Origin of the sequence: Pseudomonas sp. SbOxS1 (genome assembly GCF_013416725.1) — a bacterium.
Taxonomy (GTDB): domain Bacteria; phylum Pseudomonadota; class Gammaproteobacteria; order Pseudomonadales; family Pseudomonadaceae; genus Aquipseudomonas.
Window position 1 is genome coordinate 1 of the sequence record NZ_JAAVXC010000032.1, and the last position, 26908, is coordinate 26908.

The 26908-nt window shown below is 60.2% G+C and carries 20 protein-coding genes and 1 pseudogene; 9 read left to right on the forward strand and 12 right to left on the reverse strand.

Annotated features, from left to right (window positions below; translation table 11 throughout):
• The 6 genes and pseudogenes from HFK74_RS24120 to HFK74_RS24145 form a co-directional block, all read right to left on the reverse strand.
• Positions 1-197, reverse strand: a pseudogene (locus HFK74_RS24120) (peptide ABC transporter permease); the annotation flags it as partial.
• Between the two features lie 72 nt (positions 198-269).
• Positions 270-1865, reverse strand: a complete 1596-nt coding sequence (locus HFK74_RS24125; RefSeq protein ID WP_180205675.1) for an ABC transporter substrate-binding protein — start codon at positions 1863-1865, stop codon at positions 270-272.
• Positions 1866-1943: 78 nt separating this feature from the next.
• Positions 1944-3377 (reverse strand): OprD family porin, encoded by a 1434-nt coding sequence (locus tag HFK74_RS24130; RefSeq protein WP_180205676.1) that lies wholly within the window; start codon positions 3375-3377, stop codon positions 1944-1946.
• Between the two features lie 173 nt (positions 3378-3550).
• A complete protein-coding gene (locus HFK74_RS24135; protein ID WP_180205677.1) occupies positions 3551-5152 on the reverse strand; it encodes an ABC transporter substrate-binding protein in 1602 nt (533 codons plus the stop codon).
• 309 nt (positions 5153-5461) lie between these two features.
• Positions 5462-7087: an ABC transporter substrate-binding protein gene (locus tag HFK74_RS24140; RefSeq protein ID WP_008057474.1), complete on the reverse strand. Its 1626-nt coding sequence runs from the start codon at positions 7085-7087 to the stop codon at positions 5462-5464.
• Between the two features lie 546 nt (positions 7088-7633).
• The gene (locus HFK74_RS24145; RefSeq protein WP_180205678.1) at positions 7634-8350 is read right to left on the reverse strand and encodes an SIMPL domain-containing protein; all 717 of its coding nucleotides are present in this window, start codon (positions 8348-8350) and stop codon (positions 7634-7636) included.
• A gap of 341 nt (positions 8351-8691) precedes the next feature.
• Here HFK74_RS24145 and HFK74_RS24150 point away from each other — a divergent pair, with 341 nt between their 5' ends.
• From HFK74_RS24150 to HFK74_RS24190, 9 genes are all read left to right on the forward strand, one after another.
• Positions 8692-9954, forward strand: a complete 1263-nt coding sequence (locus HFK74_RS24150) for an ATP-binding protein (protein WP_008057482.1) — start codon at positions 8692-8694, stop codon at positions 9952-9954.
• Positions 9947-10507, forward strand: a complete 561-nt coding sequence (locus HFK74_RS24155; protein WP_008057484.1) for a response regulator transcription factor — start codon at positions 9947-9949, stop codon at positions 10505-10507. The genes HFK74_RS24150 and HFK74_RS24155 overlap by 8 nt, the downstream gene beginning before the upstream one ends.
• Positions 10508-10604: 97 nt before the next feature.
• Positions 10605-12332, forward strand: a complete 1728-nt coding sequence (locus HFK74_RS24160; RefSeq protein ID WP_180205679.1) for an ABC transporter ATP-binding protein/permease — start codon at positions 10605-10607, stop codon at positions 12330-12332.
• A gap of 184 nt (positions 12333-12516) precedes the next feature.
• Positions 12517-13266, forward strand: a complete 750-nt coding sequence (locus HFK74_RS24165; protein WP_175391458.1) for a FadR/GntR family transcriptional regulator — start codon at positions 12517-12519, stop codon at positions 13264-13266.
• Between the two features lie 412 nt (positions 13267-13678).
• A complete protein-coding gene (gene kdgD / locus HFK74_RS24170) occupies positions 13679-14590 on the forward strand; it encodes a 5-dehydro-4-deoxyglucarate dehydratase (RefSeq protein WP_020796617.1) in 912 nt (303 codons plus the stop codon).
• A gap of 59 nt (positions 14591-14649) precedes the next feature.
• A complete protein-coding gene (locus HFK74_RS24175; protein ID WP_180205680.1) occupies positions 14650-16089 on the forward strand; it encodes an aldehyde dehydrogenase family protein in 1440 nt (479 codons plus the stop codon).
• A gap of 75 nt (positions 16090-16164) precedes the next feature.
• Positions 16165-17625: an MFS transporter gene (locus HFK74_RS24180; RefSeq protein ID WP_368738178.1), complete on the forward strand. Its 1461-nt coding sequence runs from the start codon at positions 16165-16167 to the stop codon at positions 17623-17625.
• Between the two features lie 11 nt (positions 17626-17636).
• Positions 17637-19190 carry a galactarate dehydratase gene (garD, locus tag HFK74_RS24185; protein WP_180205681.1) on the forward strand — a complete coding sequence of 518 codons (1554 nt, stop codon included), beginning with the start codon at positions 17637-17639 and terminating at the stop codon, positions 19188-19190.
• 183 nt (positions 19191-19373) lie between these two features.
• Positions 19374-20315: an AEC family transporter gene (locus HFK74_RS24190; protein ID WP_180205682.1), complete on the forward strand. Its 942-nt coding sequence runs from the start codon at positions 19374-19376 to the stop codon at positions 20313-20315.
• Here the strand turns inward: HFK74_RS24190 and HFK74_RS24195 are convergent.
• The 6 genes from HFK74_RS24195 to gatA all read right to left on the reverse strand — a co-directional run bounded on the left by HFK74_RS24195 (position 20312) and on the right by gatA (position 26898).
• Positions 20312-21787: a PhoPQ-activated pathogenicity-related family protein gene (locus HFK74_RS24195; RefSeq protein ID WP_180205683.1), complete on the reverse strand. Its 1476-nt coding sequence runs from the start codon at positions 21785-21787 to the stop codon at positions 20312-20314. The two genes, HFK74_RS24190 and HFK74_RS24195, sit on opposite strands and share 4 nt — an antisense overlap.
• A gap of 193 nt (positions 21788-21980) precedes the next feature.
• Complete coding sequence (locus tag HFK74_RS24200; RefSeq protein ID WP_180205684.1) at positions 21981-22361, reverse strand: carboxymuconolactone decarboxylase family protein; 381 nt, start codon at positions 22359-22361, stop codon at positions 21981-21983.
• Positions 22358-23419 carry a calcium/sodium antiporter gene (locus HFK74_RS24205; RefSeq protein WP_180205685.1) on the reverse strand — a complete coding sequence of 354 codons (1062 nt, stop codon included), beginning with the start codon at positions 23417-23419 and terminating at the stop codon, positions 22358-22360. The genes HFK74_RS24200 and HFK74_RS24205 overlap by 4 nt, the downstream gene beginning before the upstream one ends.
• Before the next feature lie 50 nt (positions 23420-23469).
• Positions 23470-23841, reverse strand: a complete 372-nt coding sequence (locus HFK74_RS24210) for a septal ring lytic transglycosylase RlpA family protein (RefSeq protein WP_180205686.1) — start codon at positions 23839-23841, stop codon at positions 23470-23472.
• Between the two features lie 149 nt (positions 23842-23990).
• Positions 23991-25436: an Asp-tRNA(Asn)/Glu-tRNA(Gln) amidotransferase subunit GatB gene (gene gatB / locus HFK74_RS24215; RefSeq protein ID WP_180205687.1), complete on the reverse strand. Its 1446-nt coding sequence runs from the start codon at positions 25434-25436 to the stop codon at positions 23991-23993.
• A 10-nt stretch (positions 25437-25446) separates the two neighbouring features.
• Positions 25447-26898, reverse strand: a complete 1452-nt coding sequence (gatA, locus tag HFK74_RS24220; protein ID WP_180205688.1) for an Asp-tRNA(Asn)/Glu-tRNA(Gln) amidotransferase subunit GatA — start codon at positions 26896-26898, stop codon at positions 25447-25449.
• Between the last annotated feature and the right edge of the window lie 10 nt (positions 26899-26908).

Genomic DNA, 26908 nt, shown 5'->3' on the forward strand with positions numbered 1-26908 from the left:
TACTGGGCATACAGGGGTTTGTTCAGACCAAGGCGTTCCATTGCCTGAGCGTGCATTTCCGGGTCGACTCTGCGTTCGCCCATCATGACTTCCACGGGGTCGCCAGGGATCATGCGAATCAACGCGAACGTCAGCAAGGTGATGCCGAAGAACGTGGGGATCAGTAACCCCAGTCGGCGGGCAATAAAACTAAACATCGTAAGGTGTACCTCATCAGCCGGTTAGGCGTGCCCGGCATGCCTGGGTCAGGTATGCCGGGAGTTTCTTATCTACTTCACCTGGGTGGTGGCGAAGTTATTAGTGGTGAGGGGGCTAATTTGATAGCCCTCTACGTTGTTGCGCATTGCGGTGAACATTCTAGTGTGCGCCAGGCTGATCCATGGCTGGTCCTGGTTAAAGATAACCTGAGCTTGTTCGTACAGTGCTGCACGTTCAGCCGGGTCGGTTTTTTCCCGGGCCTGGTCGATCAGGGCCTGGAATTTTTCATTGCACCAGCGTGCGTAGTTTTCGCCGTTCTTCGCCGCCTCGCAACTGAGCATAGGCGTCAGGAAGTTATCCGGGTCGCCGTTATCGCCCGCCCATCCGGCGGAAACCATGTCGTGCTCGCCGTTTTTTGCGCGTTTGAGCATTTCGCCCCACTCCATCACGCGGATGTCGATCTTGATCCCGACCTTGGCCAGGTCGGCCTGCATCATCTGCGCGCCGAGCATCGGGTTGGGGTTGGTCGCACCCCCGCCGTTACGGGTGAACAGGGTGAACACGGTGCCTTCCGGTACGCCGGCTTCCTTGAGCAGGGCACGGGCCTTGTCCAGGTCGCGGGCAGGGTTCTTCATGTCGTGGTTGTAGCCCAGCAGGGTGTCCGGGAACGGGTTGACCGCCGCGGTCGCATTGCCTTTGCCGAACAGCGCGTTGACGGCCGCTTCCTTGTCGAAGGCGATGTCGATGGCTTTACGTACGCGCACGTCACTCAGGTATTTGTGCTGGGTGTTGATGGCGATGTACGCGACGGTCATCGCGTTCAGTTCATCGACCTTCAGCTTGGTGTCTTTCTTGATGCTCGGGATGTCGTCCGGTTTCGGGTACAGCGCGACCTGGCATTCGTTGGCCTTGAGCTTCTGCAGGCGCACGTTGTTGTCGGTGGCGATGGCCAGGATCAGCGAGTCAGCCGGCGGCTTGCCACGGAAATAGTCCGGGTTGGCCTTGAAGCGAACCTGGGCGTCCTTGTTGTAACGCTGGAAGACGAATGGGCCGGTGCCGATCGGCTTGTTGTTCAGTTCGCCAGTCTTGCCAGCCTTGAGCAGTTGGTCGGCGTATTCGGCGGAGTAGATCGAGGAGAACGCCATGGCGATATCGGCCAGGAACGGCGCTTCGCGGCGGGTCAAGGTGAACTTGACCGTATTGTTGTCGACTTTTTCGACGTTTTTCAGCAGTTCCTTGAAGCCCATGCTTTCAAAGTACGGGAAGCCCACGCTCGACAGTTTGTGCCATGGGTGGTTCGGGTCCAGCTGGCGCTGGAAGCTCCAGACCACGTCGTCGGCATTCATGTCGCGGGTCGGCTTGAAGTATTCGGTGGTGTGAAACTTGACGCCTTTGCGCAGGTGGAACGTGTACGTCAGACCGTCTTCGCTGATGTCCCAGGATTCGGCCAGTGCCGGAATCACATCAGTGGTGCCGGGCTTGAAGTCCGCCAGGCGATTGAAGATGGTTTCGGCCACCGCATCGGCTGTGACTGCAGTCGTGTACTGGACCATGTCGAAGCCTTCGGGGCTGTTTTCGGTGCAGACCACCAGCGGCTTGGCCGATACACCCACCGCGACAGTCAGCAAGGCGGCCGCGATGGCCGCACGTAGGGGAAGCATTTTCATCAAGAACCCTCTGCAATCGGTTGAAGGACAAAAGCCCCACGGTTGATTCATCGCTGGATCAACCGTGGGGCGGGTGCATTACAGAATGTTGAACGGAACAGTGGTCACGAGACGGAACTCGTTGATGCTGCCGTCAGCCTGGTTTTCGCTGGCGCGGTGGGCGGTGTAGGTCCCGCGAACAGTGGTGGCCTTGAACGGGCCGCTCTGGATAGCGTAGGTGGCACCGATGCCGTATTCGTAATGGTGTTCGCCGTCTTGCGACTGGATACCGTCGTAGCCTTTGTCGGCCACGCCTTTGTTGCCGGTGTAGTGAGTACCGTCGATGCCCCAGCCGCGCGCCTGGTAGATGTTGAACTTCAGGCCGGGTACGCCGTATTCGGCCATGTTCAGGCCGTAGGCAACCTGGAACGATTTCTCGTTCGGGCCGTTGAAGTCCGACAGCAGGGAGTTGGCCAGGTAGATGCCGTTGGTTTCGTGCAGGTAGTCGAAGTACTCGTTACCGTTCACTTCCTGGTACGAGAAGGTCAGGCTGTGGGCCTGGTGGGTCAGGCCGAACGACAGGGAGTAGGTGTCGTTGTCGATGTCGCCGATCAGCGCTTTGCCTTCTTCCTGGGTCTTGTAGTAGTTCAGGCCGGTGGTCAGGCTCAGTACCTGGCTGTCGCCCAGTACGTGGGTGGCGCCGAAGTAGTACTGGTTCCAGATGTCTTCGGCCTGGGTGGCCCAGAGGCTGGTGGTCAGGCTGGCGAAGGGGGTGTAGGTGATACCGCCGGTGTAGACGTGATCGGATTCAACGATGCCGTTGGCGTATTCGGTACGGAATTTACGCTGGCTTTGTTCGGTACGCGGTGAGTTGCGGTCGAAGGTGGCCAGGTCGAACGCCAGGTTGTTCAGCTCTTCGCTGTGGATCGCCACACCCTGGAAGCTCGAAGGCAGCGCACGGTTACCGATGACGTCGACCATCGGGCTGCTGAAGTTCTGACGACCGGCGGTCAGGGTGGTGTTGGAAATACGCGCCTTGACGTTGGCCAGGCCCAGTTTGCTCCACTGGCCAACGGCGTCGCCGCCTTCTTCGGTCAGGGTACGGTTGTTGCCCGCGCCTGGACGAGTGCCCGGTGCGCCGCCGTTGTTGGACGCCAGGTCCTTGCGGTCCTGGTCCAGGGCGATGGCGTTGTAGGCCGCCACTTCAGTGCTGACACCGACAGTGCCTTCGGTGAAGCCCGAGTTGTACTTGATGATGGTGCCCTGGACCCAGTTGATACGACGGTCAGTCGGGGTCGAGACGCCGTCTTTCTTGTAGGCGAAATTGGCACCACGTTTCAGTTGTTCATTGGCGTACCAGTTACGGGTCGTGCCGCTGATCGACTGGCCTTCGAGGAAACCGGTGGCTTCGCTCTGGGCGCTTTTTTCATTCACGGTCACCGGGGTGTACGCCTGGCTCTGGGTTTCAGCATACGCCGTGGCGGTGATGCTGCTGATGGCCAGGGCCAGTATCGCGGTGCTGCTCAGTTTCATGGGTGAAGCTCCTTACTTTCTATTATTAATGCCGGCCTTTTTTGGTGGTTCGGCTATTTGCTTTGGAACTCTTTCACGCATCGCAAACGTTTGCTGGATGCCGGATTGGCGAATTACGGCAATACGCTTGCGTGAGGGCGCATTGCGCCCCCAGCGTTTTCAGCTACACGGTTTTATTTTTCGATGCTGACACCCGAGAAAACGTTGCGACCGAAAGGACTGACCTTGAACCCTTCGATTTTGGCGCTCAACGGCTGGTTGACCGTCGAGTGGGCGACCGGCGTGATCGGTACCTGCTGCTTGAGGTACTGCTGCGCCTGTTTGTAGAGCACGGTGCGCTGGTCGCGGTCGGTCACGACCTTGGCCTGCTTGATCAGCTTGTCGTAGGCCGGATCACACCACATGGAGTAGTTGTTGCCACCGATGGCGTCGCAGCTGTACAGCGTGCCGAGCCAGTTGTCCGGGTCACCGTTGTCACCGGTCCAGCCGATCAGGCTGATGTCGTGCTCGCCATTCTTGGTGCGCTTGATGTACTCGCCCCATTCGTAGCTGACGATCTTGACCTTGAGGCCGATCTTCGCCCAGTCAGCCTGGAGCATTTCGGCCATCAACTTGGCGTTGGGGTTGTAGGGGCGCTGTACGGGCATGGCCCACAGGGTGATTTCGGTGCCTTCCTTCACGCCGGCAGCCTTGAGCAGTTCCTTGGCTTTTTCCGGGTTGTAGGCGGCGTCCTTGATCGTCTCATCGTAGGACCATTGGGTCGGCGGCATGGCGTTGACGGCCAGTTGCCCCGCACCCTGGTAAACGGCATTGAGAATGCCTTGCTTGTTCACCGCCATGTCCAGCGCCTGGCGCACTTCGAGCTGGTCGAATGGCTTGTGACGCACGTTGTAGGCGATGTAGCCCAGGTTGAAACCGGGCTTTTCGATCAACTGCAGCGCGGGATCGTTCTTCAGCGCGGTCACGTCGGCGGGGCGCGGGTGCAAGGTGATCTGGCATTCATTGGCCTTGAGCTTCTGCACACGCACCGAGGCGTCGGTGTTGATGGCGAAAATCAGGTTGTCGAGCTTGACCCGGCTCGGGTCCCAGTAATGCTTGTTGCCGGTGTAACGGATGTTCGAGTCTTTCTGGTAGCTCTTGAACACGAACGGCCCGGTGCCGATCGGCTTCTGGTTGATGTCGCTCGGCTTGCCTTCGGCCAGCAGCTTGTCGGCGTACTCGGCGGAGAGGATCGCGGCGAAGCTCATGGCGATGTTCTGGATGAACGCGGCGTCGACGCTGTTGAGCGTCATGACCACGGTCAGCGGCCCGGTCTTTTCGACCTTGGCGATGTTCTTGTTCAGGCTCATCCCGTTGAAATACGGGAATTCGGTCGGGTAAGCCTTACGGAAAGGTTGTTGCGGGTCGAGCATGCGATTGAACGTGAACAGCACGTCATCGGCGTTGAAGTCGCGAGTCGGAGTGAAGTACTTGGTTGTATGAAACTTCACGCCCGGGCGCAGGTGAAAGGTGTATGTGAGGCCGTCCTCGGAAATATCCCAGCTAGTGGCCAGACCAGGTACGACATTGGTCGAGCCTTTTTCAAACTCTGCCAGGCGGTTGTACAGCGGTTCGGCGGCGTCGTTATCGGTCGCGGTGGTGTACTGCGCGGTGTCGAAGCCGGCGGGGCTGCCTTCGGAGCAGAACACCAGGCTGTTGGAGGCAGCCTGGCTCATGGACGTGGCGGCCAGCAGGCCGGTGCCCAGCAATGCGGATAAAACCAAGGTATGGCGCATGACGCTCTCTCTTGTTCAGTGTTGTGTCAATGAGCCTTCGTCCCGTGCGCAGACGGAGGAGGCTTCACTGGTTTCCAGCCATGGCGTGCAGCAAAAAAAAACCGAGGACCCACGCATTCGCTGGTCAGATACCCGACGGTATGTACCGTGGGCCTGGCAGTAAATACGAAAAGTCCGAAAGACTCGTGGGAAAAGACGACGCGTCCTAGCGCTCTGCTGTAGTCAGCGGGCGATTTGGATGTAGGTAATTTCCTGCGTTCTCGGTAGGCAAAGTAACGGCGACGTCATGAACGTCGCCGTTACCCAACCTTATTTGCTGACGCTGACGCCGTAGAAGGAGTTCAAGCCAAACGGGCTGATCTTGAAGTCCTGCACATTGGCGCGCATGGGTTGGAACACCGTCGAGTGAGCGATAGGTGTCATTGGCGTCTGATCTTTAAGGATGTGTTGCGCCTGCTTGTACAGTTCGGTGCGCTTGCCTTGATCCGAAGTGCGCTTGGCTTGCTTGACGATGTCGTCAAACGGCTTGTAGCACCATTTCGAGAAGTTGTTGCCTTCCAGCGAGTCGCAGCCGAACAGCACGTTCAGCCAGTTGTCGGGATCACCATTGTCACCGCTCCAGCCAATCAGCATCGCCTGGTTCTCGCCGCCTTTGGAGCGCTTGATGTACTCGCCCCACTCGTAGCTCTGGATCTTGACCTTGAGACCGACTTTCGCCCAGTCGGACTGCAGCATTTCTGCCATCAGCTTGGCGTTCGGGTTATACGGACGCTGTACCGGCATGGCCCAGAGAACGATTTCGGTGCCTTCTTTCACACCGGCTTCCTTGAGCAGCTCCTTGGCTTTCTCAGGGTTGTACGGCGCATCCTTGATGGTGGTGTCGTAGGACCACTGGGTCGGCGGCATGGCGTTGACGGCCAGTTGGCCAGCGCCCTGGTACACGGAGTCGATGATCTGTTGCTTGTTGACCGCCATGTCCAGTGCCTGGCGCACTTTCAGTTGCGCCAACGGGTTTGGCTCGTTGCTGCCCTTGACCTTGTCCATCACGTTGTAGGCGATGTAGCCCAGGTTGAAACCGGCCTGGTCAGGCAGTTTCAGGGTCTTGTCTTCGCGCAGCGCTTTCAGGTCGGCCGGACGAGGGAAAAGGGTGACCTGGCACTCGTTCTTCTTCAGCTTCTGGATACGTACCGACGGGTCGGTGGTGATGGCGAAGATCAGGTTGTCGATCTTGACGTCGTCCGGCTTCCAGTAGTCCTTGTTCCCGGTGTAGCGGATGTTGGAGTCTTTCTGGTAGCTCTTGAACACGAACGGACCGGTGCCGACCGGCTTCTGGTTGATGTCGGCAGCCTTGCCTTCCTTCAGCAGCTGGGCTGCGTATTCGGCGGACTGGATCGAGGCGAAGCTCATGGCCATGTTCTGGATGAACGCGGCGTCAACGTCTTTGAGAGTGAACTTGACGGTTTTGTCGTCGACTTTATCGATCTTGGTGATGTTGGTATCCATCCCCATGTCGGTGAAGTACGGGAATTCGGTTGGGTACGCTTTGCGGAACGGGTCATCCTTGTTAATCATGCGATTAAAGGTGAACAGCACGTCGTCGGCGTTGAACTCACGAGTCGGCTTGAAATACGGGGTGGTGTGGAACTTGACACCGTCGCGCAGGTGGAAGGTGTAGGTCAGGCCGTCATCGGAGACGTCCCAGCTGGTCGCCAGGCCAGGAATTACGGCGGTGCCGCCGCGCTCGAACTGGGTCAGGCGGTTGAACATGGTTTCGGCAGAGGCGTCGAAGTCGGTTCCGGTGGTGTATTGACCTGGATCGAAACCGGCCGGGCTCCCTTCGGAGCAGAACACCAGGTTAGTCGCAGCTTGGGCGAACGGTGCGCTAGCTAGCAAGCTGGCACCTAATAAAAACGGAATGACCGCTTGTTTAAGCATGGTGGCCTCATGATTTGTTGTCATTTTTTGATTTTGAGGACGACCTCGTGAGTCGTGCCTGCGGATACTTATGCAGGGGCCATACCCAATGCAAGATCCAGAGCGACTACAAGCGTTAAACAGTGGCACGAACGTACCTTAATGTCGCATTTGTATAAAACTTGACGCATTTGACCGTTTGCGCGGTGTTTTTGTAGTGCAACTGGCGCACTTTTATGGTGCGCTAAAGCCTTGGGTTGCCCGTGAGTGGGGCGTGGTGTTACCTATTTATACCCCGTCCTTGACGGGTGTGTGGGGGTGAATGGGAGTGCTTATCGTTGCACTGGTATTGGTCGCGGGGTGCGAGTAGTACAAGGTGCAACTTTTCATTCCGGCCTGTAGGTTTTCCCTGTAGGAGCGCTCACAGACTGCGATCTTTTCGATAGCCCTCGAAATGTCCTGAGAGCATAGATCAGGATCAAAAGATCGCAGCCTGCGGCAGCTCCTACAGGGATAAAAAAAGGCGATCACCTTGGTGATCGCCTTTTTTGTTCAGAGGTTATCGAATCAAGGCATCAGCACTTCAATCGATCCATCGGCCGTCATGCTGACCTGGCTGGTGCCGGCTTCCACTTCCGGCGTCACCGGAGCGGCGTCCATGCTGGCGGCTTTCATCATCATCGGCCCGCGCATGTACGGTTGCGGGTAACCGTTGCTGTTGAAGTTCAGATTGACGATTTTGTAACCCTTGCCGCCCAGGGCATCGGTGGCCAGTTGGGCGCGGGCCTTGAAGGCAGTCACGGCCTCTTTGAGCAAGGCGTCTTCGCTGGCCTTGCGGGTTGGCGTGGCGATGGCGAAATCCATGCCGCCCATTTTCAGGTCGGTGAGCAGTTCGCCGGTCAGCTTCGACAGCGCGGCGAAGTCCGGGCTTTCCAGGCGCAGTTCGGCACGCTCGCGCCAGCCGGTGATTTTCTGGCCCTTGGCGTCGTAGATCGGGTAGCTGTTGCGACTGCCCTGGCGCAGGGTGACGTCCTTGACCTGCTTGGCCTGGGCCAGGGCCTTGTTCATGGTGGTGCTGACGTCCGCGGCGAGTTTGGCCGGGTCGGTATTCTGTTCTTCGGTGTAGAGGGTCACGATCATCAGGTCGCGCGCCACTTCCTGGCTGACTTCGGCGCGCAGGGAAATCTGGTTGTAATGCAGTTCGTCGGCGGCCAGGGCCGGGAAGGCGGCGAGGGTGCCAGCACTCAGGGCGAGGAGGGCGGCGCTGCGGCGGAATGTGTGCATGAAGGCTCCTAAGTGGGTGCGCAGGTTGATGGTCCGGGCCTGCGTGAAACCATCAGACTCTAGCTTTGATGATCCGGTTCGCACAGTTACAACTTCTATACAGATGGATGGCAGGTGACCCTGTGGCGAGGGGATTTAGCGAAACGTCGCACCGCCCCGTTCGGCTGCGTAGCAGTCGCAAAACAATGGGGCGGCTTCGCCACCCAACGGGGATAAATCCCCTCGCCACGAAGAGCTCGATGTCATTCAGGGCTGTGGCCGTTTGCCGCACTTTCGCCTGCCAGCCCCCGTGCTTGGTTATACTCCCGGCGATCCGCCTGGAGCGCTCATCAGGAGAGCTCATGCTCGCCCCCGTCCAAATCACTTCCGCCACGCGCCAGAATCTCTGGCGGTTGACGTTCATCCGCACTTTGGTCCTGGCCGCCCAAGCCGGTTCCGTAGGCCTGGCCTACTGGCTCGAACTGTTGCCGTTGCCATGGTTCCAACTGGCCGCGACCCTCGGCTGCTCGATGCTGCTGTGTGCCTTCACGGCCATTCGGCTGCGCACCAGCTGGCCGGTCACCGAGCTCGAATACGCGGTGCAACTGGCCTGCGACCTGTTTATCCACAGTGCGTTACTGTATTTCTCGGGGGGGTCGACCAACCCGTTCGTCTCTTATTACCTGGTACCGCTGACCATCGCGGCAGTGACTCTGCCATGGCGTTACTCGGTGATTCTATCGGGCATCGCCCTGGCCATGTATACCTTGCTGCTGGCGCGCTTCTACCCGCTGCAAACCTTCCCGATCGCCCGGGAAAACCTGCAGGTGTACGGGATGTGGTTGAGCTTCGCCCTGGCGGCGGCGGTGATCACGTTCTTCGCCGCGCGCATGGCCGAGGAGCTGCGTCGCCAGGAAGAGTTGCGGGCCATTCGCCGGGAAGAAGGCCTGCGGGACCAGCAACTGCTGGCCGTCGCCACCCAGGCGGCGGGCGCCGCCCATGAGCTGGGCACGCCGCTGGCAACCATGAGCGTGTTGCTCAAGGAGATGCAACAGGATCATCCTGACCCGATGCTGCAGGATGACCTGAAGGTGCTGCAGGACCAGGTCAAGCTGTGCAAGGAGACCTTGCAACAACTTGTTCGGGCGGCAGAGGCCAATCGCCGGCTGGCGGTGCAGATGCAGGACGTCACCGACTGGCTCGACGAAGCACTCAATCGCTGGCACCTGATGCGCCCGGAAGCCAGTTATCGCTTCCAGCGCCTGGGCCAGGGCACGGTGCCGCGCATGGCGCCGCCGCCGGACCTGACCCAGGCGCTGCTCAATTTGCTCAACAACGCAGCGGATGCCTGCCCCGAAGGGCTGCAAGTGACCCTGGACTGGAATGCCGAGGACCTGACCATCAGCATCCGCGACCACGGTGCCGGTGTGCCGCTGGCCATTGCCGAGCAGATCGGCAAGCCGTTTTTTACCACCAAGGGCAAAGGTTTCGGCCTGGGCCTGTTTTTGAGCAAGGCCAGCGTGACACGCGCCGGCGGCTCAGTGAAACTCTATAGTCATGAGGAAGGCGGCACGCTCACTGAGCTGCGCCTGCCCCACGGCGCCCGAGGAGACCAACATGAGTGACGAAATCCAAGTCGAAGGCGAAGAACTGCCGCATTTGCTGCTGGTCGACGATGACGCGACCTTTACCCGGGTGATGGCCCGCGCCATGGCCCGCCGCGGCTTTCGCGTCAGCACCGCCGGTTCCGCCGAAGAGGGCCTGACCATCGCCCAGGCCGATCTGCCGGACTATGCCGCGCTGGACCTGAAAATGGATGGCGATTCGGGCCTGGTGTTGCTGCCCAAGTTGCTGGAAATGGACCCGGAAATGCGCGTGGTGATCCTCACCGGTTATTCGAGCATTGCCACCGCCGTGGAGGCGATCAAGCGCGGCGCCTGCAACTACCTGTGCAAGCCGGCCGACGCCGACGACGTGCTGGCCGCGCTGTTGTCCGAACACGCTGACCTCGACAGCCTGGTACCGGAAAACCCGATGTCCGTGGACCGCCTGCAGTGGGAACACATCCAGCGCGTGTTGACCGAGCACGAAGGCAACATCTCCGCCACTGCCCGCGCCCTGGGCATGCACCGCCGCACGCTGCAGCGCAAACTGCAGAAGCGCCCCGTTCGTCGCTGAACCTGCGCTGAACGAATGCCGGCCGCTCCTCGCGACAAACCGAACCGATCATCTATGATCGGTTCGTGCATGTACTTTTCTTTATCGAGCCTTATCCATGAATCAGAACGCTGAATATTCCGCGGTCAATGATGCTGTGCGCGGGCAGTTTTTCCGAAAAGTCTGGGCGATGGTCACGCCTTATTGGCAGAGCGAAGAAAAGGCCAAGGCCTGGACATTGCTGATCGCCGTGATTGCGCTGTCGCTGATGAGCGTGGGGATCTCGGTGTGGTTCAACACCTGGTACAAGGATTTCTACAACGCCCTGCAGCAAAAGGACGAGGAGGCTTTTTGGCGGCTGATCCTGTATTTCTGCGCGATTGCCGCAGTGGCGATTGTCGGTGCAGTGTACCGGCTCTACCTGACGCAGATGCTGACGATTCGCTGGCGGGCGTGGCTCACCGAAAAGCATTTCGCCCGTTGGCTGGGCAACAAGAATTACTACCAGCTGGAGCAGGGCGGTTATACCGATAACCCGGACCAGCGCATTTCCGAAGACCTCAACAATTTCACGTCCGACACCTTGAGCCTGGGCGTTGGCCTGCTGCGCAATATCGTCAGCCTGGTGTCGTTCTCCATCATCCTCTGGGGGGTGTCGGGAAGCATTGAGGTGTTCGGGGTGACCATTCCCGGCTACATGTTCTGGTGCGTGCTGGTCTACGCAGTGGTGGGCAGCTGGCTGACGCATTTGATCGGTCGTCGCTTGATCGGCCTGAACAATCGGCAACAACGCTTCGAAGCCGACCTGCGTTTCTCCATGGTGCGGGTTCGTGAGAATGCCGAAAGCATTGCGCTGTACAACGGCGAGCCCAATGAGAACCGCCGCTTGACCCATCGTTTCTCGATGGTCTGGCACAACTTCTGGGACATCATGAAAGTGTCCAAGCGCCTGACCTTCTTCACCTCCGGTTACGAGCAGGCGGCCATCATCTTCCCCTTCATGGTCGCCGCGCCGCGTTACCTGGCCGGCAAGATCGAACTGGGCGAGCTGATGCAGATCAGTTCGGCGTTCGGCAATGTCCAGGACAGCTTCAGCTGGTTTATCACCGCGTACCAGAGCCTCGCTTCATGGCGCGCCACCTGCGATCGCCTGCTCAGTTTCCGTCAGGCCATGACAGACAACGAGCAACGTGCGCCGGCCATCGACGTGCAGAACTCGGGCTCAGCCTTGAAGGTGCACAACCTGGGCCTCGACCTGGCTGACGGTCGCCACCTGTTGACCAGTGGCGACATGACCGTGCAAGAGGGCGAGCGCGTCATGCTCAGCGGTCGTTCCGGCAGTGGCAAGTCGACCCTGCTGCGGGCAATGGGGCACTTGTGGCCGACGGGGCATGGCAGCATCCGCCTGCCGACGGCGCGTTATCTGTTCCTGCCGCAAAAACCGTACTTGCCAATCGGTACCCTGCGTGAAGCGCTGAGTTATCCACAGGCCGGTGATACGTATCCGAACGAGCGCTACGTGCACGTTCTGGAAACCTGTCGTTTGCCGCACCTGGTGGCGCGCCTCGATGAAGCCAATCACTGGCAGCGCATGTTGTCGCCGGGTGAGCAACAACGCCTGGCCTTTGCCCGCGCGCTGCTTTATGCCCCGCAATGGCTGTACATGGACGAAGCGACTTCGGCGATGGATGAAGAGGATGAGGCGTCGCTGTATCAGGCACTGATCGATGAGTTGCCGGGCCTGAGCATTGTCAGCGTCGGGCATCGCAGCAGCCTCAAGCGTTTCCATCCGCGGCACATTCGTATCGAGAGCGGCCATTTGGTGGACCAGACTGTGACTGCCTGATCACCACCGTTCTCTGTAGGAGCGAGGCTTGCCCGCGAAGAACGATAACGCGACCTTAAATAGACACCGTGTAACGGCTTTCGCGGGCAAGCCTCGCTCCTACAGAGGCGAGGTGGTGGTGATCGTACAACCGCGTTGAGCTATGATGCGTTTTCAGCCGATTTTTTCGAGACAGATGTTCACCATGGAAAACCCGAACGACGCACCACGCCTCCCTCGCAAGCGCCGTAGCCTCGCTCAGGAACTGGTGACGGTGCTGTCAGAGCAGATCCGCGACGGTCACCTCAAGCGTGGCGACAAGTTGCCCACCGAGTCGGCGATCATGGATGCCCATGGCGTCAGCCGCACGGTGGTGCGCGAGGCGATTTCCCGATTGCAGGCGGCCGGGCAGGTGGAAACCCGCCACGGCATCGGCACCTTCGTGCTCGATACCCCGAGCCCGAGTGGCTTTCGCATCGATCCGGCGACCGTGGTCACCCTGCGTGACGTGCTGGCCATCCTTGAACTGCGCATCAGCCTGGAAGTTGAGTCCGCCGGCCTCGCCGCGCAACGTCGCAGCCCCGAGCAGTTGGCGCTGATGCGCGCGGCGCTGGATGCCCTCAATGAAAGCGTTTCTCACGCCAGCGATGCCGTGGCATCGGACTTCCAGTTCCACCTGCAGATTGCCCTGGCGACCGGCAACCGCTACTTCACCGACATCATGACCCACCTGGGCACCAGCATCATCCCGCGTACCCGCCTCAACTCCGCACGACTGGCCCATGACGATCAGCAGCACTACATGAATCGCCTGAGCCGCGAGCACGAAGAGATCTACGACGCCATCGCCCGCCAGGACTCCGACGCGGCGCGTGCGGCCATGCGTTTGCACCTGACCAATAGCCGCGAGCGGTTGCGCCATGCCCATGAAGAGGCTGAGGCGCAGCGGGGGTAGATTCCGGGTCAGGTAATCCATTGCCTGTCAGACCGTCTTCGCGAGCAGGCTCGCTCCCACAGTTGAACGTGGCGGCTCACAATATGTGTGGCCGCAGATGAGCCATTGTGGGAGCGAGCCTGCTCGCGAAGGGGCCTGTAGTCATTGCACGCATCCTCCAGGCGCTCCGCCGATCGTCGTTGAATCCTCCGACAACGTATCTCTATCAAACCGTTGATCGCGTAATCTTGCCTCATCCTCCCATCATGTAGGCCCTGCAAACACGGGGCGTCACCCTATCTTGTCGAACAATTTTCACCCCTGACGATGAAATGCAGTTGACGGTTGTATTTTAAGTTGTACGATGACCTACAACCTCAGCGCAGGCTGAACGGTTTTCTCACACAACGTCGCTACCCAGGGTGTTCGAATAATGAATCCACAAGAACTGAAGTCCATCCTCTCTTCCGGTCTGCTGTCTTTCCCGGTCACCGATTTCAATGCCCAGGGCGATTTCAACCGCGCTGGCTACATCAAGCGTCTGGAATGGCTGGCCCCATACGGCGCCTCGGCTCTGTTCGCCGCAGGCGGCACCGGTGAGTTCTTCTCTCTGGCGGCCAGCGAATATTCGGAAATCATCAAGACGGCCGTCGACACTTGCGCCACCAGCGTGCCCATTCTCGCCGGTGTCGGTGGTTCCACCCGCCAGGCCATCGAATACGCACAGGAAGCCGAGCGTCTGGGCGCCAAAGGCCTGTTGCTGCTGCCGCACTACCTGACCGAAGCCAGCCAGGACGGCGTTGCCGCCCACGTTGAAGCCGTGTGCAAATCGGTCAACATCGGCGTGGTGGTCTACAACCGTAACGTCTGCCGCCTTAACGCGCCGCTGCTGGAACGTCTGGCCGAGCGCTGCCCGAACCTGATCGGCTACAAGGATGGCCTGGGTGATATCGAGTTGATGGTGTCGATCCGTCGCCGCCTCGGTGATCGCTTCAGCTACCTGGGTGGCCTGCCGACCGCCGAAGTCTACGCCGCGGCCTACAAGGCCCTGGGCGTACCGGTCTACTCCTCCGCGGTGTTCAACTTCATCCCGAAAACCGCGATGGACTTCTACCACGCCATTGCTCGTGAAGATCACGCCACCGTCGGCAAGATCATCGACGACTTCTTCCTGCCGTACCTGGACATCCGTAACCGCAAAGCCGGCTACGCGGTGAGCATCGTCAAGGCCGGGGCAAAAATCGCCGGTTATGACGCGGGCCCTGTGCGTGCGCCGCTGACCGACCTGACCGGCGAAGAGTACGAAATGCTCGCCGCGCTGATCGACAAGCAGGGTGCGCAATAACAACGATCAAACCGGAGCCGCTGAGCAATCAGCGGCTTTTTGCGTGAGGAGAACGACTCGTGACAAAGCGCTACGACAACTACATCAACGGTGAATGGGTCGCCGGTGCCGATTACTCGGTCAACATCAACCCGTCCGAACTGAGCGACGCCATTGGCGACTACGCCAAGGCTGACCTGACGCAGGTCCATGCCGCCATCGACGCCGCCCGCGCCGCATTCCCGGCATGGTCGGTTTCGGGCATTCAGGCCCGTCACGATTCCCTGGATAAAGTCGGTACCGAGATCCTCGCCCGTCGCGAAGAACTCGGCACCCTGCTGGCCCGGGAAGAGGGCAAGACCCTGCCCGAAGCCATCGGCGAAGTGACCCGCGCCGGCAACATCTTCAAGTTCTTCGCCGGTGAATGCCTGCGCCTGTCCGGTGACTACCTGCCGTCGGTGCGTCCGGGCGTCAATGTTGAAGTCACCCGCGAAGCCCTGGGTGTGGTCGGCCTGATCACTCCTTGGAACTTCCCGATCGCGATCCCTGCCTGGAAAATCGCTCCGGCCCTGGCCTACGGCAACTGCGTCGTATTGAAACCAGCTGATCTGGTACCGGGTTGCGCCTGGGCACTGGCGGAAATTATCTCCCGCGCAGGCTTCCCGGCCGGTGTGTTCAACCTGGTGATGGGCAGTGGTCGTGTGGTTGGCGATGCGCTGGTCAACAGCCCGAAAGTCGACGGCATCAGCTTCACCGGTTCCGTGGGCGTCGGTCGTCAGATCGCCGTCAGTTGCGTGTCGCGCCAGGCCAAGGTGCAGTTGGAAATGGGCGGCAAGAATCCGCAGATCATTCTCGACGACGCCGACCTCAAGCAAGCGGTCGAGCTGTCGGTGCAGAGCGCGTTCTACTCCACCGGCCAGCGTTGCACGGCATCGAGCCGCTTTATCGTCACCGCCGGGATTCACGACAAATTCGTCGAAGCCATGGCCGAGCGCATGAAGTCGATCAAGGTCGGCCACGCGTTGAAAGCCGGTACCGACATCGGTCCGGTGGTCTCGCAAGCTCAACTTGAACAGGACATGAAGTACATCGACATCGGCCAGTCCGAAGGTGCGCGCCTGGTCAGCGGCGGTGGTCTGGTGACCTGTGACACCGAGGGCTACTTCCTCGCGCCAACCCTGTTTGCCGACAGCGAAGCCTCAATGCGCATCAGCCGCGAAGAGATCTTCGGCCCGGTGGCCAACATCGTGCGCGTGGCCGATTACGACGCTGCACTGGCCATGGCCAACGACACCGAGTTCGGTCTGTCGGCGGGCATCGCCACTACGTCGTTGAAGTACGCCAATCACTTCAAGCGCCACTCCCAGGCCGGGATGGTGATGGTCAACCTGCCGACCGCCGGTGTGGATTACCACGTTCCGTTCGGTGGGCGTAAAGGTTCATCCTATGGATCACGTGAGCAAGGTCGCTATGCGCAAGAGTTCTACACGGTCGTGAAGACCAGCTACATCGGCTCCTGACGCAACACCCCCTGTAGGAGCGAGCCTGCTCGCGATGGTCGCAAGGACGCGGCGGTAAACCTGATGCCCCGCGTCATCGTTGACCACCATCGCGAGCAGGCTCGCTCCTACAGGGGAAACAAAGATTCACCCGCGCATAAAAATAATCAGTGGGAGTACATCTACATGCAATCGACCAAGAAGCCGACTCACGTCCGCTATTTGATCCTGCTCATGCTGTTTCTGGTGACCACGATCAACTACGCCGACCGCGCCACCATCGCCATCGCCGGCTCCAGCTTGCAAAAAGACCTCGGCATTGACGCGGTTACCCTTGGCTACATCTTCTCTGCATTCGGTTGGGCCTACGTGGCCGGGCAAATTCCCGGTGGTTGGCTGCTGGACCGTTTCGGTTCGAAAAAAATCTATGCGCTGAGCATCTTCACCTGGTCGCTGTTCACCGTGTTGCAGGGTTATGTCGGCGAGTTCGGCATGTCCACGGCGGTGGTTGCGCTGTTCATGCTGCGCTTTTTGGTCGGCCTGGCCGAAGCGCCGTCCTTTCCCGGCAACGCACGCATCGTCGCGGCCTGGTTCCCGACCGCTGAACGGGGCACCGCTTCGGCGATCTTCAACTCGGCGCAATACTTTGCCACCGTGTTGTTCGCACCGCTGATGGGCTGGATCGTCTACAGCTTCGGCTGGCAGCACGTGTTCATCGTCATGGGCGTGATTGGCATCATCTTCTCGGGCATCTGGCTGAAGGTTATCCACAGCCCACGCCAACACCCGATGATCAACGACGCCGAGTTCAAGCACATCGCCGACAACGGCGGCATGGTCGACATGGACCAGGACAAGGGCAAAGGCAAAAAGGTCGACGGTCCGAAGTGGGACTACATCCGCCAGTTGCTGACCAACCGCATGATGTTGGGCGTGTACCTCGGTCAGTACTGCATCAACGGCATCACCTACTTCTTCCTGACCTGGTTCCCGGTGTACCTGGTTCAAGAGCGCGGCATGACCATCCTCAAGGCCGGTTTCATCGCCTCGTTGCCGGCGATCTGCGGCTTCATCGGTGGCGTGCTTGGCGGGGTGATTTCCGATTACCTGCTGCGCAAGGGCCATTCCCTGACCTTCGCCCGCAAGGCGCCGATCATCGCTGGCCTGCTGGTGTCCAGCAGCATCGTGGCCTGCAACTACGTGGACGTCGAATGGATGGTCGTGGGCTTCATGGCCCTGGCGTTCTTCGGCAAAGGCGTGGGGGCATTGGGTTGGGCGGTGGTGTCCGATACTTCACCGAAGCAGATCGCCGGTCTCAGCGGTGGGCTGTTCAATACCTTCGGCAACCTGGCGTCGATCACTACGCCGATCGTCATCGGCTACATCATCAGTTCCACCGGTTCGTTCAAATGGGCGCTGGTGTTTGTCGGTTGCAACGCACTGGTCGCGGTGTTCAGCTATCTGGTGATCGTCGGTCCGATCAAGCGTGTGGTGCTCAAGGAGCCGCCGGTAAACGGCCCTGAAGCATCCGGTAAATTGTCTCAAGCGCATTCCTGAGGAGCGGCGTCATGCAGTTGATTGAACATTCCGATTCGCCGCGCTACATCCGCCTGCACGAGCGGGACAACGTGGTGATCGTGGTCAATGACCAGGGGGTACCGGCCGGTACCGAGTTTTCCGATGGCCTGGTTACCGTCGACTTCGTGCCACAGAGCCACAAGGTCACCCTGGAAGATATTCCCGAGGGTGGCCAGGTGATTCGTTACGGGCAGGTCATTGGCTACGCCCTGCAGCCAATTCCGCGTGGCAGTTGGGTCAAGGAAGATCAACTGCGCATGCCGACTGCGCCACCGCTGGACAGCTTGCCGCTGTCCACCGAAGTGCCGGCCGCACAGGCACCGCTGCAAGGCTATACCTTCGAGGGTTATCGCAACGCCGATGGTACGGTGGGCACGCGCAACATTCTCGGGATCACCACCACGGTGCAATGCGTGACCGGTGTGCTGGATCATGCGGTCAAGCGCATCAAGGACGAACTGCTGCCCAAGTACCCGCACGTCGATGACGTGGTGGCACTGACCCACAGCTACGGCTGTGGTGTGGCGATCACCGCCACCGACGCCTATATCCCGATTCGCACGGTGCGCAACCTGGCGCGCAACCCGAACCTGGGCGGCGAGGCGCTGGTGATCAGCCTGGGCTGCGAGAAATTGCAGGCCGGGCAGGTGATGCACGAAGGCGATGCCTCGGTGGACCTGAGCGAGCCGTGGCTGTATCGCCTGCAGGATTCCAGTCACGGTTTTACCGAGATGATCGAGCAGATCATGGAACTGGCTGAAACCCGTTTGAAGAAGCTCGATCAACGCCGTCGGGAAACCGTGCCGGCGTCCGAGCTGATCCTGGGCATGCAGTGTGGCGGCAGCGATGCGTTTTCCGGGATCACCGCCAACCCGGCCCTAGGCTATGCCTCGGACCTGTTGTTGCGTGCAGGTGCGACGGTGATGTTCTCCGAAGTCACCGAAGTGCGCGATGCGATCTACCTGCTGACCTCCCGTGCGCAAACCAAAGAGGTTGCCCAGGAACTGGTGCGGGAAATGGACTGGTACGACCGTTACCTGGCCAAGGGCGAGGCGGATCGCAGCGCCAACACCACGCCGGGCAACAAGAAGGGCGGTTTGTCGAACATTGTCGAGAAGTCCCTGGGCTCGATCGTCAAGTCCGGTAGCAGCGCTATCACCGGCGTGCTCGGCCCTGGCGAGCGATTCAAGGAAAAAGGCCTGATCTTCTGCGCCACCCCGGCCAGTGACTTTGTCTGCGGGACACTGCAGTTGGCGGCGGGGATGAACCTGCACGTTTTCACCACCGGCCGCGGCACGCCTTACGGGCTGGCCATGGCGCCGGTGGTGAAGGTATCGACCCGGACCGAACTGGCGCAGCGCTGGCCGGACCTGATCGACATCGACGCCGGGCGCATTGCTACCGGGCGGGCGTCCATCGAGGAGCTGGGCTGGGAGTTGTTCCACTACTACCTGGATGTGGCCAGCGGCAAAAAACAGACCTGGGCGGAGCGGCACAAGCTGCATAACGACATCACCCTGTTCAATCCGGCGCCGATTACCTGAGACCGCGTTATCGTTCTTCGCGGGCAAGCCTCGCTCCTACAAATCCGTGCCGTGCACATTTTTGCGCACGACACGGACCTGTAGGAGCGAGGCTTGCCCGCGATGACGGTCTTCCAGACGCCGGAGTCCTCAGTGGCTTATCATTAGCCCCCTAACGACGCCCACCTCAAGGTCCTCCCCGGCATGCTGGCAATTTTCCTCGAAACCCTGAACATCACCGCCCCGGTGTTCGCCATGCTGTTTCTGGGGGTGTTGCTCAAGCGCATCGACTGGATCAACGACAACTTCATCCACACCGCGTCATCCCTGGTGTTCAACGTCACCATGCCGGCGCTGCTGTTCCTGGGCATCCTGCATGCCGACTTGCACGCCGCGTTGCAACCGGCGCTGCTGATCTACTTCTCCCTCGCGACCCTGGTGTGCTTTGCCATTGCCTGGGGCTGGGCGATCTTCAGGTGCCCACGCGAAGACCGGGGGATCTACACCCAGGGTGCGTTTCGCGGTAACAACGGCGTTATCGGCCTGGCGCTGGCCGCGAGCATGTACGGCGACTACGGGATCTCCCTCGGGGCGATTCTGGCGGCGCTGGTGATCCTGTTCTACAACACGCTCTCGACCATTGTGCTGGCGGTGTACAGCCCGGTGATCAAGTCCGACCCGTGGAGCATTTGCAAAAGCGTGTTCAGCAACCCGCTGATCATCAGTGTGATTGCAGCGGCGCCCTTTGCTTACTTCAAGATCGGCTTGCCGGGATGGCTGGAGACGTCCGGCCAGTATCTGGCGCAAACCACCTTGCCGTTGGCGTTGATCTGCATAGGCGGCACGCTGTCGCTGGCGGCGATGCGAAAAAGTGGCTCGATGGCGCTCAGTTCAAGCCTGGTGAAAATGCTTGGCCTGCCCATTCTGGCGACCCTGGGTGCGTGGCTCTGGGGCTTTCGCGGTGCGGAGCTGGGGATTCTGTTCCTGTACTTCGGCAGCCCGACCGCAGCCGCCAGTTTCGTCATGGCCCGGGCAGCGGATGGCAATCATGAACTGGCGGCGGCGATCATCGTGATCACCACGTTGATGGCGGCGGTCACCACCAACATCGGAATCTTTTTGTTGCAGTGGGGTGGGTGGATCTAGCGGCTGGCCAGGTCGGGCAGAGTTTTGCACGCCGGCTCGATGACCGGAGGCGCCTGGCTCGGATAGCGCATCGGCATGACCTGCACCGGGGTCGTCACGACGAAGCCATCGGCAAAGATCGCTTCGACAAAGGTCGCTTTCCAGCCATTTTCTGGAGTGTCGATCTGCATGACACCGTCGAGGGGGGCGGTGAGGCTCAGCTCTTGCGGTTCGAACTGGATGCCACAGGGCTGCCGAAAGTCCCGGGCGTGCGGATTGATCGCCGTCCACTGTATCACCCGTACCGGTGCTTCGGAAAACTGCAGTCCAATCTTTTGTGGTTGCTGATCCGGGCGCAATGAAATGACCGGCAAGGGCTTATCCTGTTGCCAGCGATTGATGACAGGTATCAGCGAGTTCTCGATGAACCGTTTGATGCCGTAGTGACTGGCATTGGGCGCGACTCGCAAAGCTTTCGGACCTGGAAGCCGGTCGAAGAAAAATCGCGCATTGTCTGGCAGGAAGAAATCGTCGCTGCTGGCGTTGACGATGTATTTCGGGATCGCCAGGCGCTCGGCATAGCGGGTCTGCAGGTAGTTCAGCGGGTCTTCGATTTGCATCAGGCGGGAGAAGTTTTCAGTTTTTATCCGCTGGGTGATGCCTTCGTGATGATAGTCAAAAAATGCCAGTGGCCAGTTCTTGCCGTAGCTTTGATAGGTATGTTCAAGGACGTTATCCGTGCCCAGCACGTCGATGACAAATGGCACGATGGCCTTGACCCTCTCGTCGGCAATGGCTGTCAGCCAAACGGTCCAGCCACGTTTCGATGCGCCGCTGGCAATGAAGCGGTCTATCCCCCAGGGTTGCAGTTCCTTTTGCGCAAGGTCCATGGCCTTGACCATCGACACCACCATGGGCAGGCGCACCGACATGAACGGGCGCTGGTATGGGTCGTCGAGAAAGAGTTTCCAGCTGTGGGCGACGCTGGCGTCTTCAGTGCGCGCAATGCCGTCGTCGGCATAGGTCAGGTACTGGTTCGGAACGTTGCTGACTGAAATGACAATCGTGCGTGTCTTGCCCGCCACTTCAAGCGCCATGGTTTCGGTGAAGTCAGTGGGTTCGTTGGCATTGGTTGGCCCGGCGTTGGCGGTTCCGTTGTTGGCCAACAGCAGGGCCTGGCTGTGCAGGGCGTTGTCCGGAATGTAGATGTCAACCGTGTGTTTCCACGGTGCCGGGCTGACCAAAGCCTGTGGCGACCATTGCTGGGAAGACAATTCGAAACTGCGTTTTTCCACGCCGGGAAATATCGTGCTCGCCTTGGCGGTGTAAAGCAGCGGGTTGGCGTCCTCGGCTTTCTTGTAACAAGCGAGCACTTCGCTGAAGTCCTGACCGCTGGCTTCGAAACACGCTTGGGCAGAGGCATGAATCGAGCTGCTGACGAGCAGACTGGACAACATCAATATCGACAATACGAACCTGGTGTTCATTCCCATGGGAGCCTTCCTTGTGATGCAGGGAAAGGCTCGAGTCCTGGGCGCAGCGAGCTGCACCGACCATTCCCCATCTGGTTTTTGGTCGGCGCTGTGTGTCGAAAAGAGGCTTGCGGGAACAGGTTTGGCAGGGCGCCTTTTATTGTCGAAATATGTGGGCGAACTGATTAGCCACGAGGGTTACCAAGAGAAGTGTTCACTCCGGCTTCTGATAGCTGTCGATCACTTCCTGCGCCGCGCGAAACGCATCGATCGCCGCCGGCACCCCGGCATACACCGCGCAATGCAGCAGGGCTTCGCGGATCTCCTCCACGGTACAGCCGTTGTTCAGCGCGCCGCGCACGTGGCCTTTCAATTCCTGCGGGCATTTGAGCGCCGTCAGTGCTGCGAGCGTGATCAGGCTGCGGGTTTTCAACGGCAGGCCTTCGCGATTCCAGACCCCGCCCCAGGCGTGTTCGTTGACGAAGTCCTGCAGCGGCTGGGTGAACTCGGTAGCGTTGCCCAGTGCGCGGTCGACGAAGGTGTCGCCCATCACTTGGCGACGTACTTCAACGCCGGATTTCTTGTTCTCGGTCATGGCGATTCCCTCTTATGGTGTTGGCGACGCCAGGCGCGCAATGACGTGAACAACAGGAACGCCATTAGCGCTGGCAGGACGAAAAACAGCATCAGGTGTTCAAGCTTGCTGGCCAGCGGCATGCCGGTGGTGAACGACACCACGTGCAGGCCGTAGGCCAGGTACAAGCCCAGAAACAGCAGGCCTTCGGCGCGGGTCACGCGGTAACCGGAATAGAACACCGGCAGGCACAGCGCGGCGACGCCAAGCATCACCGGCAAGTCGAAATCCAGGGCGTTAGGCGATACCGACAGCGGCGCTGGCGCGACCAGTGCGGTCAAGCCCAGCACACCCAGGAGGTTGAACAGGTTGCTGCCGATCACGTTGCCCACGGCGATCTCGCGTTCACCGCGCAGCGCCGCGATCAGCGAGGTGGCGAGCTCCGGCAGGGACGTGCTGACGGCGACGATGGTCAGGCCGATGATGCGTTCTGACAGCCCGAGGTCTGTGGCGACCGATACCGCTGCACCCAGCAGCAGATGCCCGGCGTACACCAGCATTGCCAGGCCGGTGACGATCATCAGCAGGCTGCTGATCCACGGTGCTTGCCCTGTGTGGTCATGACTCGATACCGGGCGCACCGAATGCCGCGATTGGCGTAACAGCAAAGCCAGGTACAGCAGCAGCGCCGACAGCAATATCACGCCGTCGACACGGGTCAGGTCCTCGTTCCACGCCAGTACGAACACCAGCAGGCTCGCGCCGATCATCAGGGGAATATCCAGGCGCACCAGTTGCCGTGACACCCGCAACGGGATGATCAGCGCCGACAATCCGAGCGTGACGAGGATGTTGAAAATGCTGCTGCCGATCACGCTGCCGACGGCAATGTCGGCGTTGTGCGCCAGGGTGGCTTGCAGGCTGACCGCCATTTGCGGTGCGCTGCTGCCGAGGGCGACGATGGTCAGGCCGATGATCAGTGGGCGTACATGCAGGCGGGCTGCCAGGCGCACGGCAGCGCGTACCATCAGTTCGGCGCCGGCAATCAGCAGCACCAGCCCGCTGAGCAATTCGATCACGCTGATCAGGGGTAAATCGGCTAGTCCGAAAATGGTCGGGGCTCCGTCGGTCAGTCGAGGGCTTGCACGCGAACCCGCGCGGTGCCGCTCTTGAGCATGCCCAGCCGTTCGGCGGCTTCATGGGACAGGTCGATCAGGCGGCCACGGGTGTGCGGGCCGCGGTCATTGATGCGCACCACGCAGGATCTGTCGTTGTTCAGGTTGGTGACCTTCACCCGTGTACCGAAGGGTAGCTGGCGATGGGCGGCGGTCATGGAATTCTTGTTGAAACGCTCGCCACTGGCGGTGCGTTTACCTTGGTGTTTGGCGCCGTAATAGGAGGCAACGCCGGTTTTGTCGTAGCCGTGCGGGTCGACGGTGTCGGTGCTGGCGCAGCCGGCCAGCAGGGAGAGCAGGGCGCAAAGTCCAAGTAGACGCTTCATTCAAGGTTTCCCGAAACAAATTGTAGGAGCGAGCCTGCTCGCGATAGCGTTCTGACCGTCAACTCATCGTTGAGTGCCGAACCGCCATCGCGAGCAGGCTCACTCCCACAGGGAAATGGAGCCAGATTTTAGAGCTGGCTCCATTCCGGTCAGCCTTCGAGCTTGCTTTTCAGCAGTTCGTTGACCTGTTGCGGGTTGGCCTTGCCTTTGGAGGCTTTCATGGCCTGGCCGACGAAGAAGCCGAACATCTTGCCGCGCTTGGCTTCGTCTGCCGCGCGGTATTGCTCGACCTGCTCGGCATTGGCCGCGAGCATTTCGTCCAGCACCGCCGAGATCGCACCGGTGTCGGTCACTTGCTTGAGGCCGCGCTTGTCGATGATCTCGTCCGCGCTGCCTTCGCCGTTGGCCATGGCTTCGAACACCACCTTGGCGATCTTGCCGGAGATGGTGTTGTCCTTGATGCGCAGCAGCATGCCGCCCAGAAGCTCTGCGGAAACCGGCGACTGCTCGATGTCCAGGCCTTGCTTGTTGAGCAGGCTGCCCAACTCGACCATCACCCAGTTCGCCGCCAGCTTGGCGTCGCCGCCGATGCTTGCGACTTTCTCGAAGTAATCGGCTTGCTCGCGGCTGGTGGCCAGCACGCTGGCGTCATAGACCGACAGGCCGAACTGCGCCTGGAAGCGCTCGCGTTTCTGCGGTGGCAGTTCCGGCAGGGTGGCGCGCACGTCGTCGAGGAACGAGTTTTCGATCACGACAGGCAGCAGGTCCGGATCGGGGAAGTAACGGTAGTCGTTGGCTTCCTCCTTGCTGCGCATCGGACGGGTCTCGTCCTTGTTCGGATCGTACAGGCGGGTCTGCTGGATCACCTTGCCGCCGTCTTCGATCAATTCGATCTGACGCTGGATTTCGCTGTTGATCGCCTTCTCGATGAAGCGGAACGAGTTGACGTTCTTGATCTCGCAGCGCGTACCGAACTCGACCTGGCCCTTTGGACGGATCGAAACGTTGCAGTCGCAACGCAGCGAACCTTCGGCCATGTTGCCGTCACAGATGCCCAAGTAACGCACCAGCGCGTGGATCGCCTTGACGTAAGCCACGGCTTCCTTGGCGCTGCGCATGTCCGGCTCGGAAACGATTTCGAGCAACGGCGTGCCGGCACGGTTCAGGTCGATGCCGCTGGCGCCGCTGAATTCTTCGTGCAGGCTCTTGCCGGCGTCTTCTTCCAGGTGCGCACGGGTGATGCCGACGCGTTTGACCGTGCCGTCTTCCAGGGCGATATCCAGGTGGCCCTTGCCGACGATCGGCAATTCCATCTGGCTGATCTGGTAGCCCTTGGGCAGGTCCGGGTAGAAGTAGTTTTTACGGGCGAACACGTTGTGCTGGCCGATCTCGGCGTCAATCGCCAGGCCGAACATCACCGCCATGCGCACCGCTTCCTGGTTCAGCACCGGTAGTACGCCGGGCATGCCCAGGTCTACGAGGCTGGCCTGGGTGTTCGGCTCGGAACCGAAGGTGGTGGAACTACCGGAAAAGATTTTCGACCGGGTGGTGAGCTGGGTGTGAATCTCCAGCCCGATCACGACTTCCCATTGCATGTGTGTCTCCTCAGAAGCCGGTTGGGGTGCGGGTGTGCCAGTCAGTGTTCAACTGATACTGGTGGGCAACGTTCAACAGGCGACCTTCCTGGAAATACGGGGCGAGCAGTTGCACGCCGACCGGCAGGCCGTCGACAAAACCGGCTGGCATCGACAGGCCTGGCAGGCCGGCGAGGTTGGCGGTGATGGTGTAGACGTCTTCCAGGTAGGCTGCGACCGGGTCGCTGTTCTTGGCGCCGAGCTTCCAGGCCGGGTTAGGCGTGGTTGGGCCGAGAATGATGTCGACCTCATTGAAGGCCGCCATGAAGTCGTTCTTGATCAAGCGACGAATCTTCTGCGCCTTCAGGTAGTAGGCGTCGTAGTAACCGGCGGACAGGGCGTAGGCGCCGACCATGATCCGGCGCTGCACTTCCGTCCCGAAACCTTCGCCACGGGAGCGCTTGTACAGGTCTTCGAGGTTTTTCGGGTCTTCGCAGCGATAGCCGAAACGCACGCCATCGAAACGCGACAGGTTGGAAGAGGCTTCCGCCGGGGCGATCACGTAGTACGCAGGAATCGCGTGCTGCATGTTCGGCAGGCTGATTTCCTTGATCACGGCGCCGAGCTTTTTCAGTTCTTCGACGCTGGCCATGACCAGGTCGGCGATGCGCGGGTCGAGACCGGCGCTGAAGTACTCTTTAGGCACGCCGATGCGCAGGCCCTGCAGCGAACCGTTGAGGCTGGCGCTGTAGTCCGGCACGGGTTCGTCGATGCTGGTGGAGTCGTTCGGATCGAAGCCAGCCATACCTTGCAACAATATTGCGCAGTCTTCGGCAGTGCGCGCCAACGGGCCGCCCTGATCGAGGCTGGAGGCGTAGGCGATCATGCCCCAGCGCGAAACGCGACCGTACGTCGGTTTCAGGCCGGTGAGGTTGGTCAGCGCCGCTGGCTGGCGGATCGAACCGCCGGTGTCGGTACCGGTGGCGGCAGGCAGCAGGCGAGCAGCCACTGCAGCAGCGGAGCCACCGGACGAACCGCCTGGCACGTGTTCCAGGTTCCACGGGTTTTTCACCGCGCCGTAGTAGCTCGACTCGTTGGCCGAGCCCATGGCGAATTCGTCCATGTTGGTCTTGCCCAGGGTCACGGCCCCGGCAGCGGCCAGCTTGGCGACGACGGTGGCGTCGTACGGCGCCTTGAAGTTGTCGAGCATCTTCGAGCCGCAGCTGGTGCGGATGCCCTGGGTGCAGAACAGGTCCTTGTGGGCGATCGGCGCACCCAGTAGCGCGCCGTTCTCACCATTGGCCCGGCGTGCGTCAGCGGCTTTCGCCTGCGTGAGCGCCAGGTCTTCGGTGAGGCTGATGAAGCTGTTGAGCTGCGGGTCGAGCTGGGCGATGCGCGCCAGCAGGACTGTGGTCAGCTCTTCGGAAGAAAACTTTTTATCGGCGAGTCCGCGGGCGATCTCGGCCAGAGTCAATTGATGCATTGCAGGCTCT

Coding starts and splice junctions, on each gene's coding strand:
- HFK74_RS24125 (WP_180205675.1), bottom strand. CDS start 1,865: ATGAAAATGCTTCCCCTACGTGCGGCCATCGCGGCCGCCTTGCTGACT.
- HFK74_RS24130 (WP_180205676.1), bottom strand. CDS start 3,377: ATGAAACTGAGCAGCACCGCGATACTGGCCCTGGCCATCAGCAGCATC.
- HFK74_RS24135 (WP_180205677.1), bottom strand. CDS start 5,152: ATGCGCCATACCTTGGTTTTATCCGCATTGCTGGGCACCGGCCTGCTG.
- HFK74_RS24140 (WP_008057474.1), bottom strand. CDS start 7,087: ATGCTTAAACAAGCGGTCATTCCGTTTTTATTAGGTGCCAGCTTGCTA.
- HFK74_RS24145 (WP_180205678.1), bottom strand. CDS start 8,350: ATGCACACATTCCGCCGCAGCGCCGCCCTCCTCGCCCTGAGTGCTGGC.
- HFK74_RS24150 (WP_008057482.1), top strand. CDS start 8,692: ATGCTCGCCCCCGTCCAAATCACTTCCGCCACGCGCCAGAATCTCTGG.
- HFK74_RS24155 (WP_008057484.1), top strand. CDS start 9,947: ATGAGTGACGAAATCCAAGTCGAAGGCGAAGAACTGCCGCATTTGCTG.
- HFK74_RS24160 (WP_180205679.1), top strand. CDS start 10,605: ATGAATCAGAACGCTGAATATTCCGCGGTCAATGATGCTGTGCGCGGG.
- HFK74_RS24165 (WP_175391458.1), top strand. CDS start 12,517: ATGGAAAACCCGAACGACGCACCACGCCTCCCTCGCAAGCGCCGTAGC.
- kdgD (WP_020796617.1), top strand. CDS start 13,679: ATGAATCCACAAGAACTGAAGTCCATCCTCTCTTCCGGTCTGCTGTCT.
- garD (WP_180205681.1), top strand. CDS start 17,637: ATGCAGTTGATTGAACATTCCGATTCGCCGCGCTACATCCGCCTGCAC.
- HFK74_RS24190 (WP_180205682.1), top strand. CDS start 19,374: ATGCTGGCAATTTTCCTCGAAACCCTGAACATCACCGCCCCGGTGTTC.
- HFK74_RS24195 (WP_180205683.1), bottom strand. CDS start 21,787: ATGGGAATGAACACCAGGTTCGTATTGTCGATATTGATGTTGTCCAGT.
- HFK74_RS24200 (WP_180205684.1), bottom strand. CDS start 22,361: ATGACCGAGAACAAGAAATCCGGCGTTGAAGTACGTCGCCAAGTGATG.
- HFK74_RS24210 (WP_180205686.1), bottom strand. CDS start 23,841: ATGAAGCGTCTACTTGGACTTTGCGCCCTGCTCTCCCTGCTGGCCGGC.
- gatB (WP_180205687.1), bottom strand. CDS start 25,436: ATGCAATGGGAAGTCGTGATCGGGCTGGAGATTCACACCCAGCTCACC.
- gatA (WP_180205688.1), bottom strand. CDS start 26,898: ATGCATCAATTGACTCTGGCCGAGATCGCCCGCGGACTCGCCGATAAA.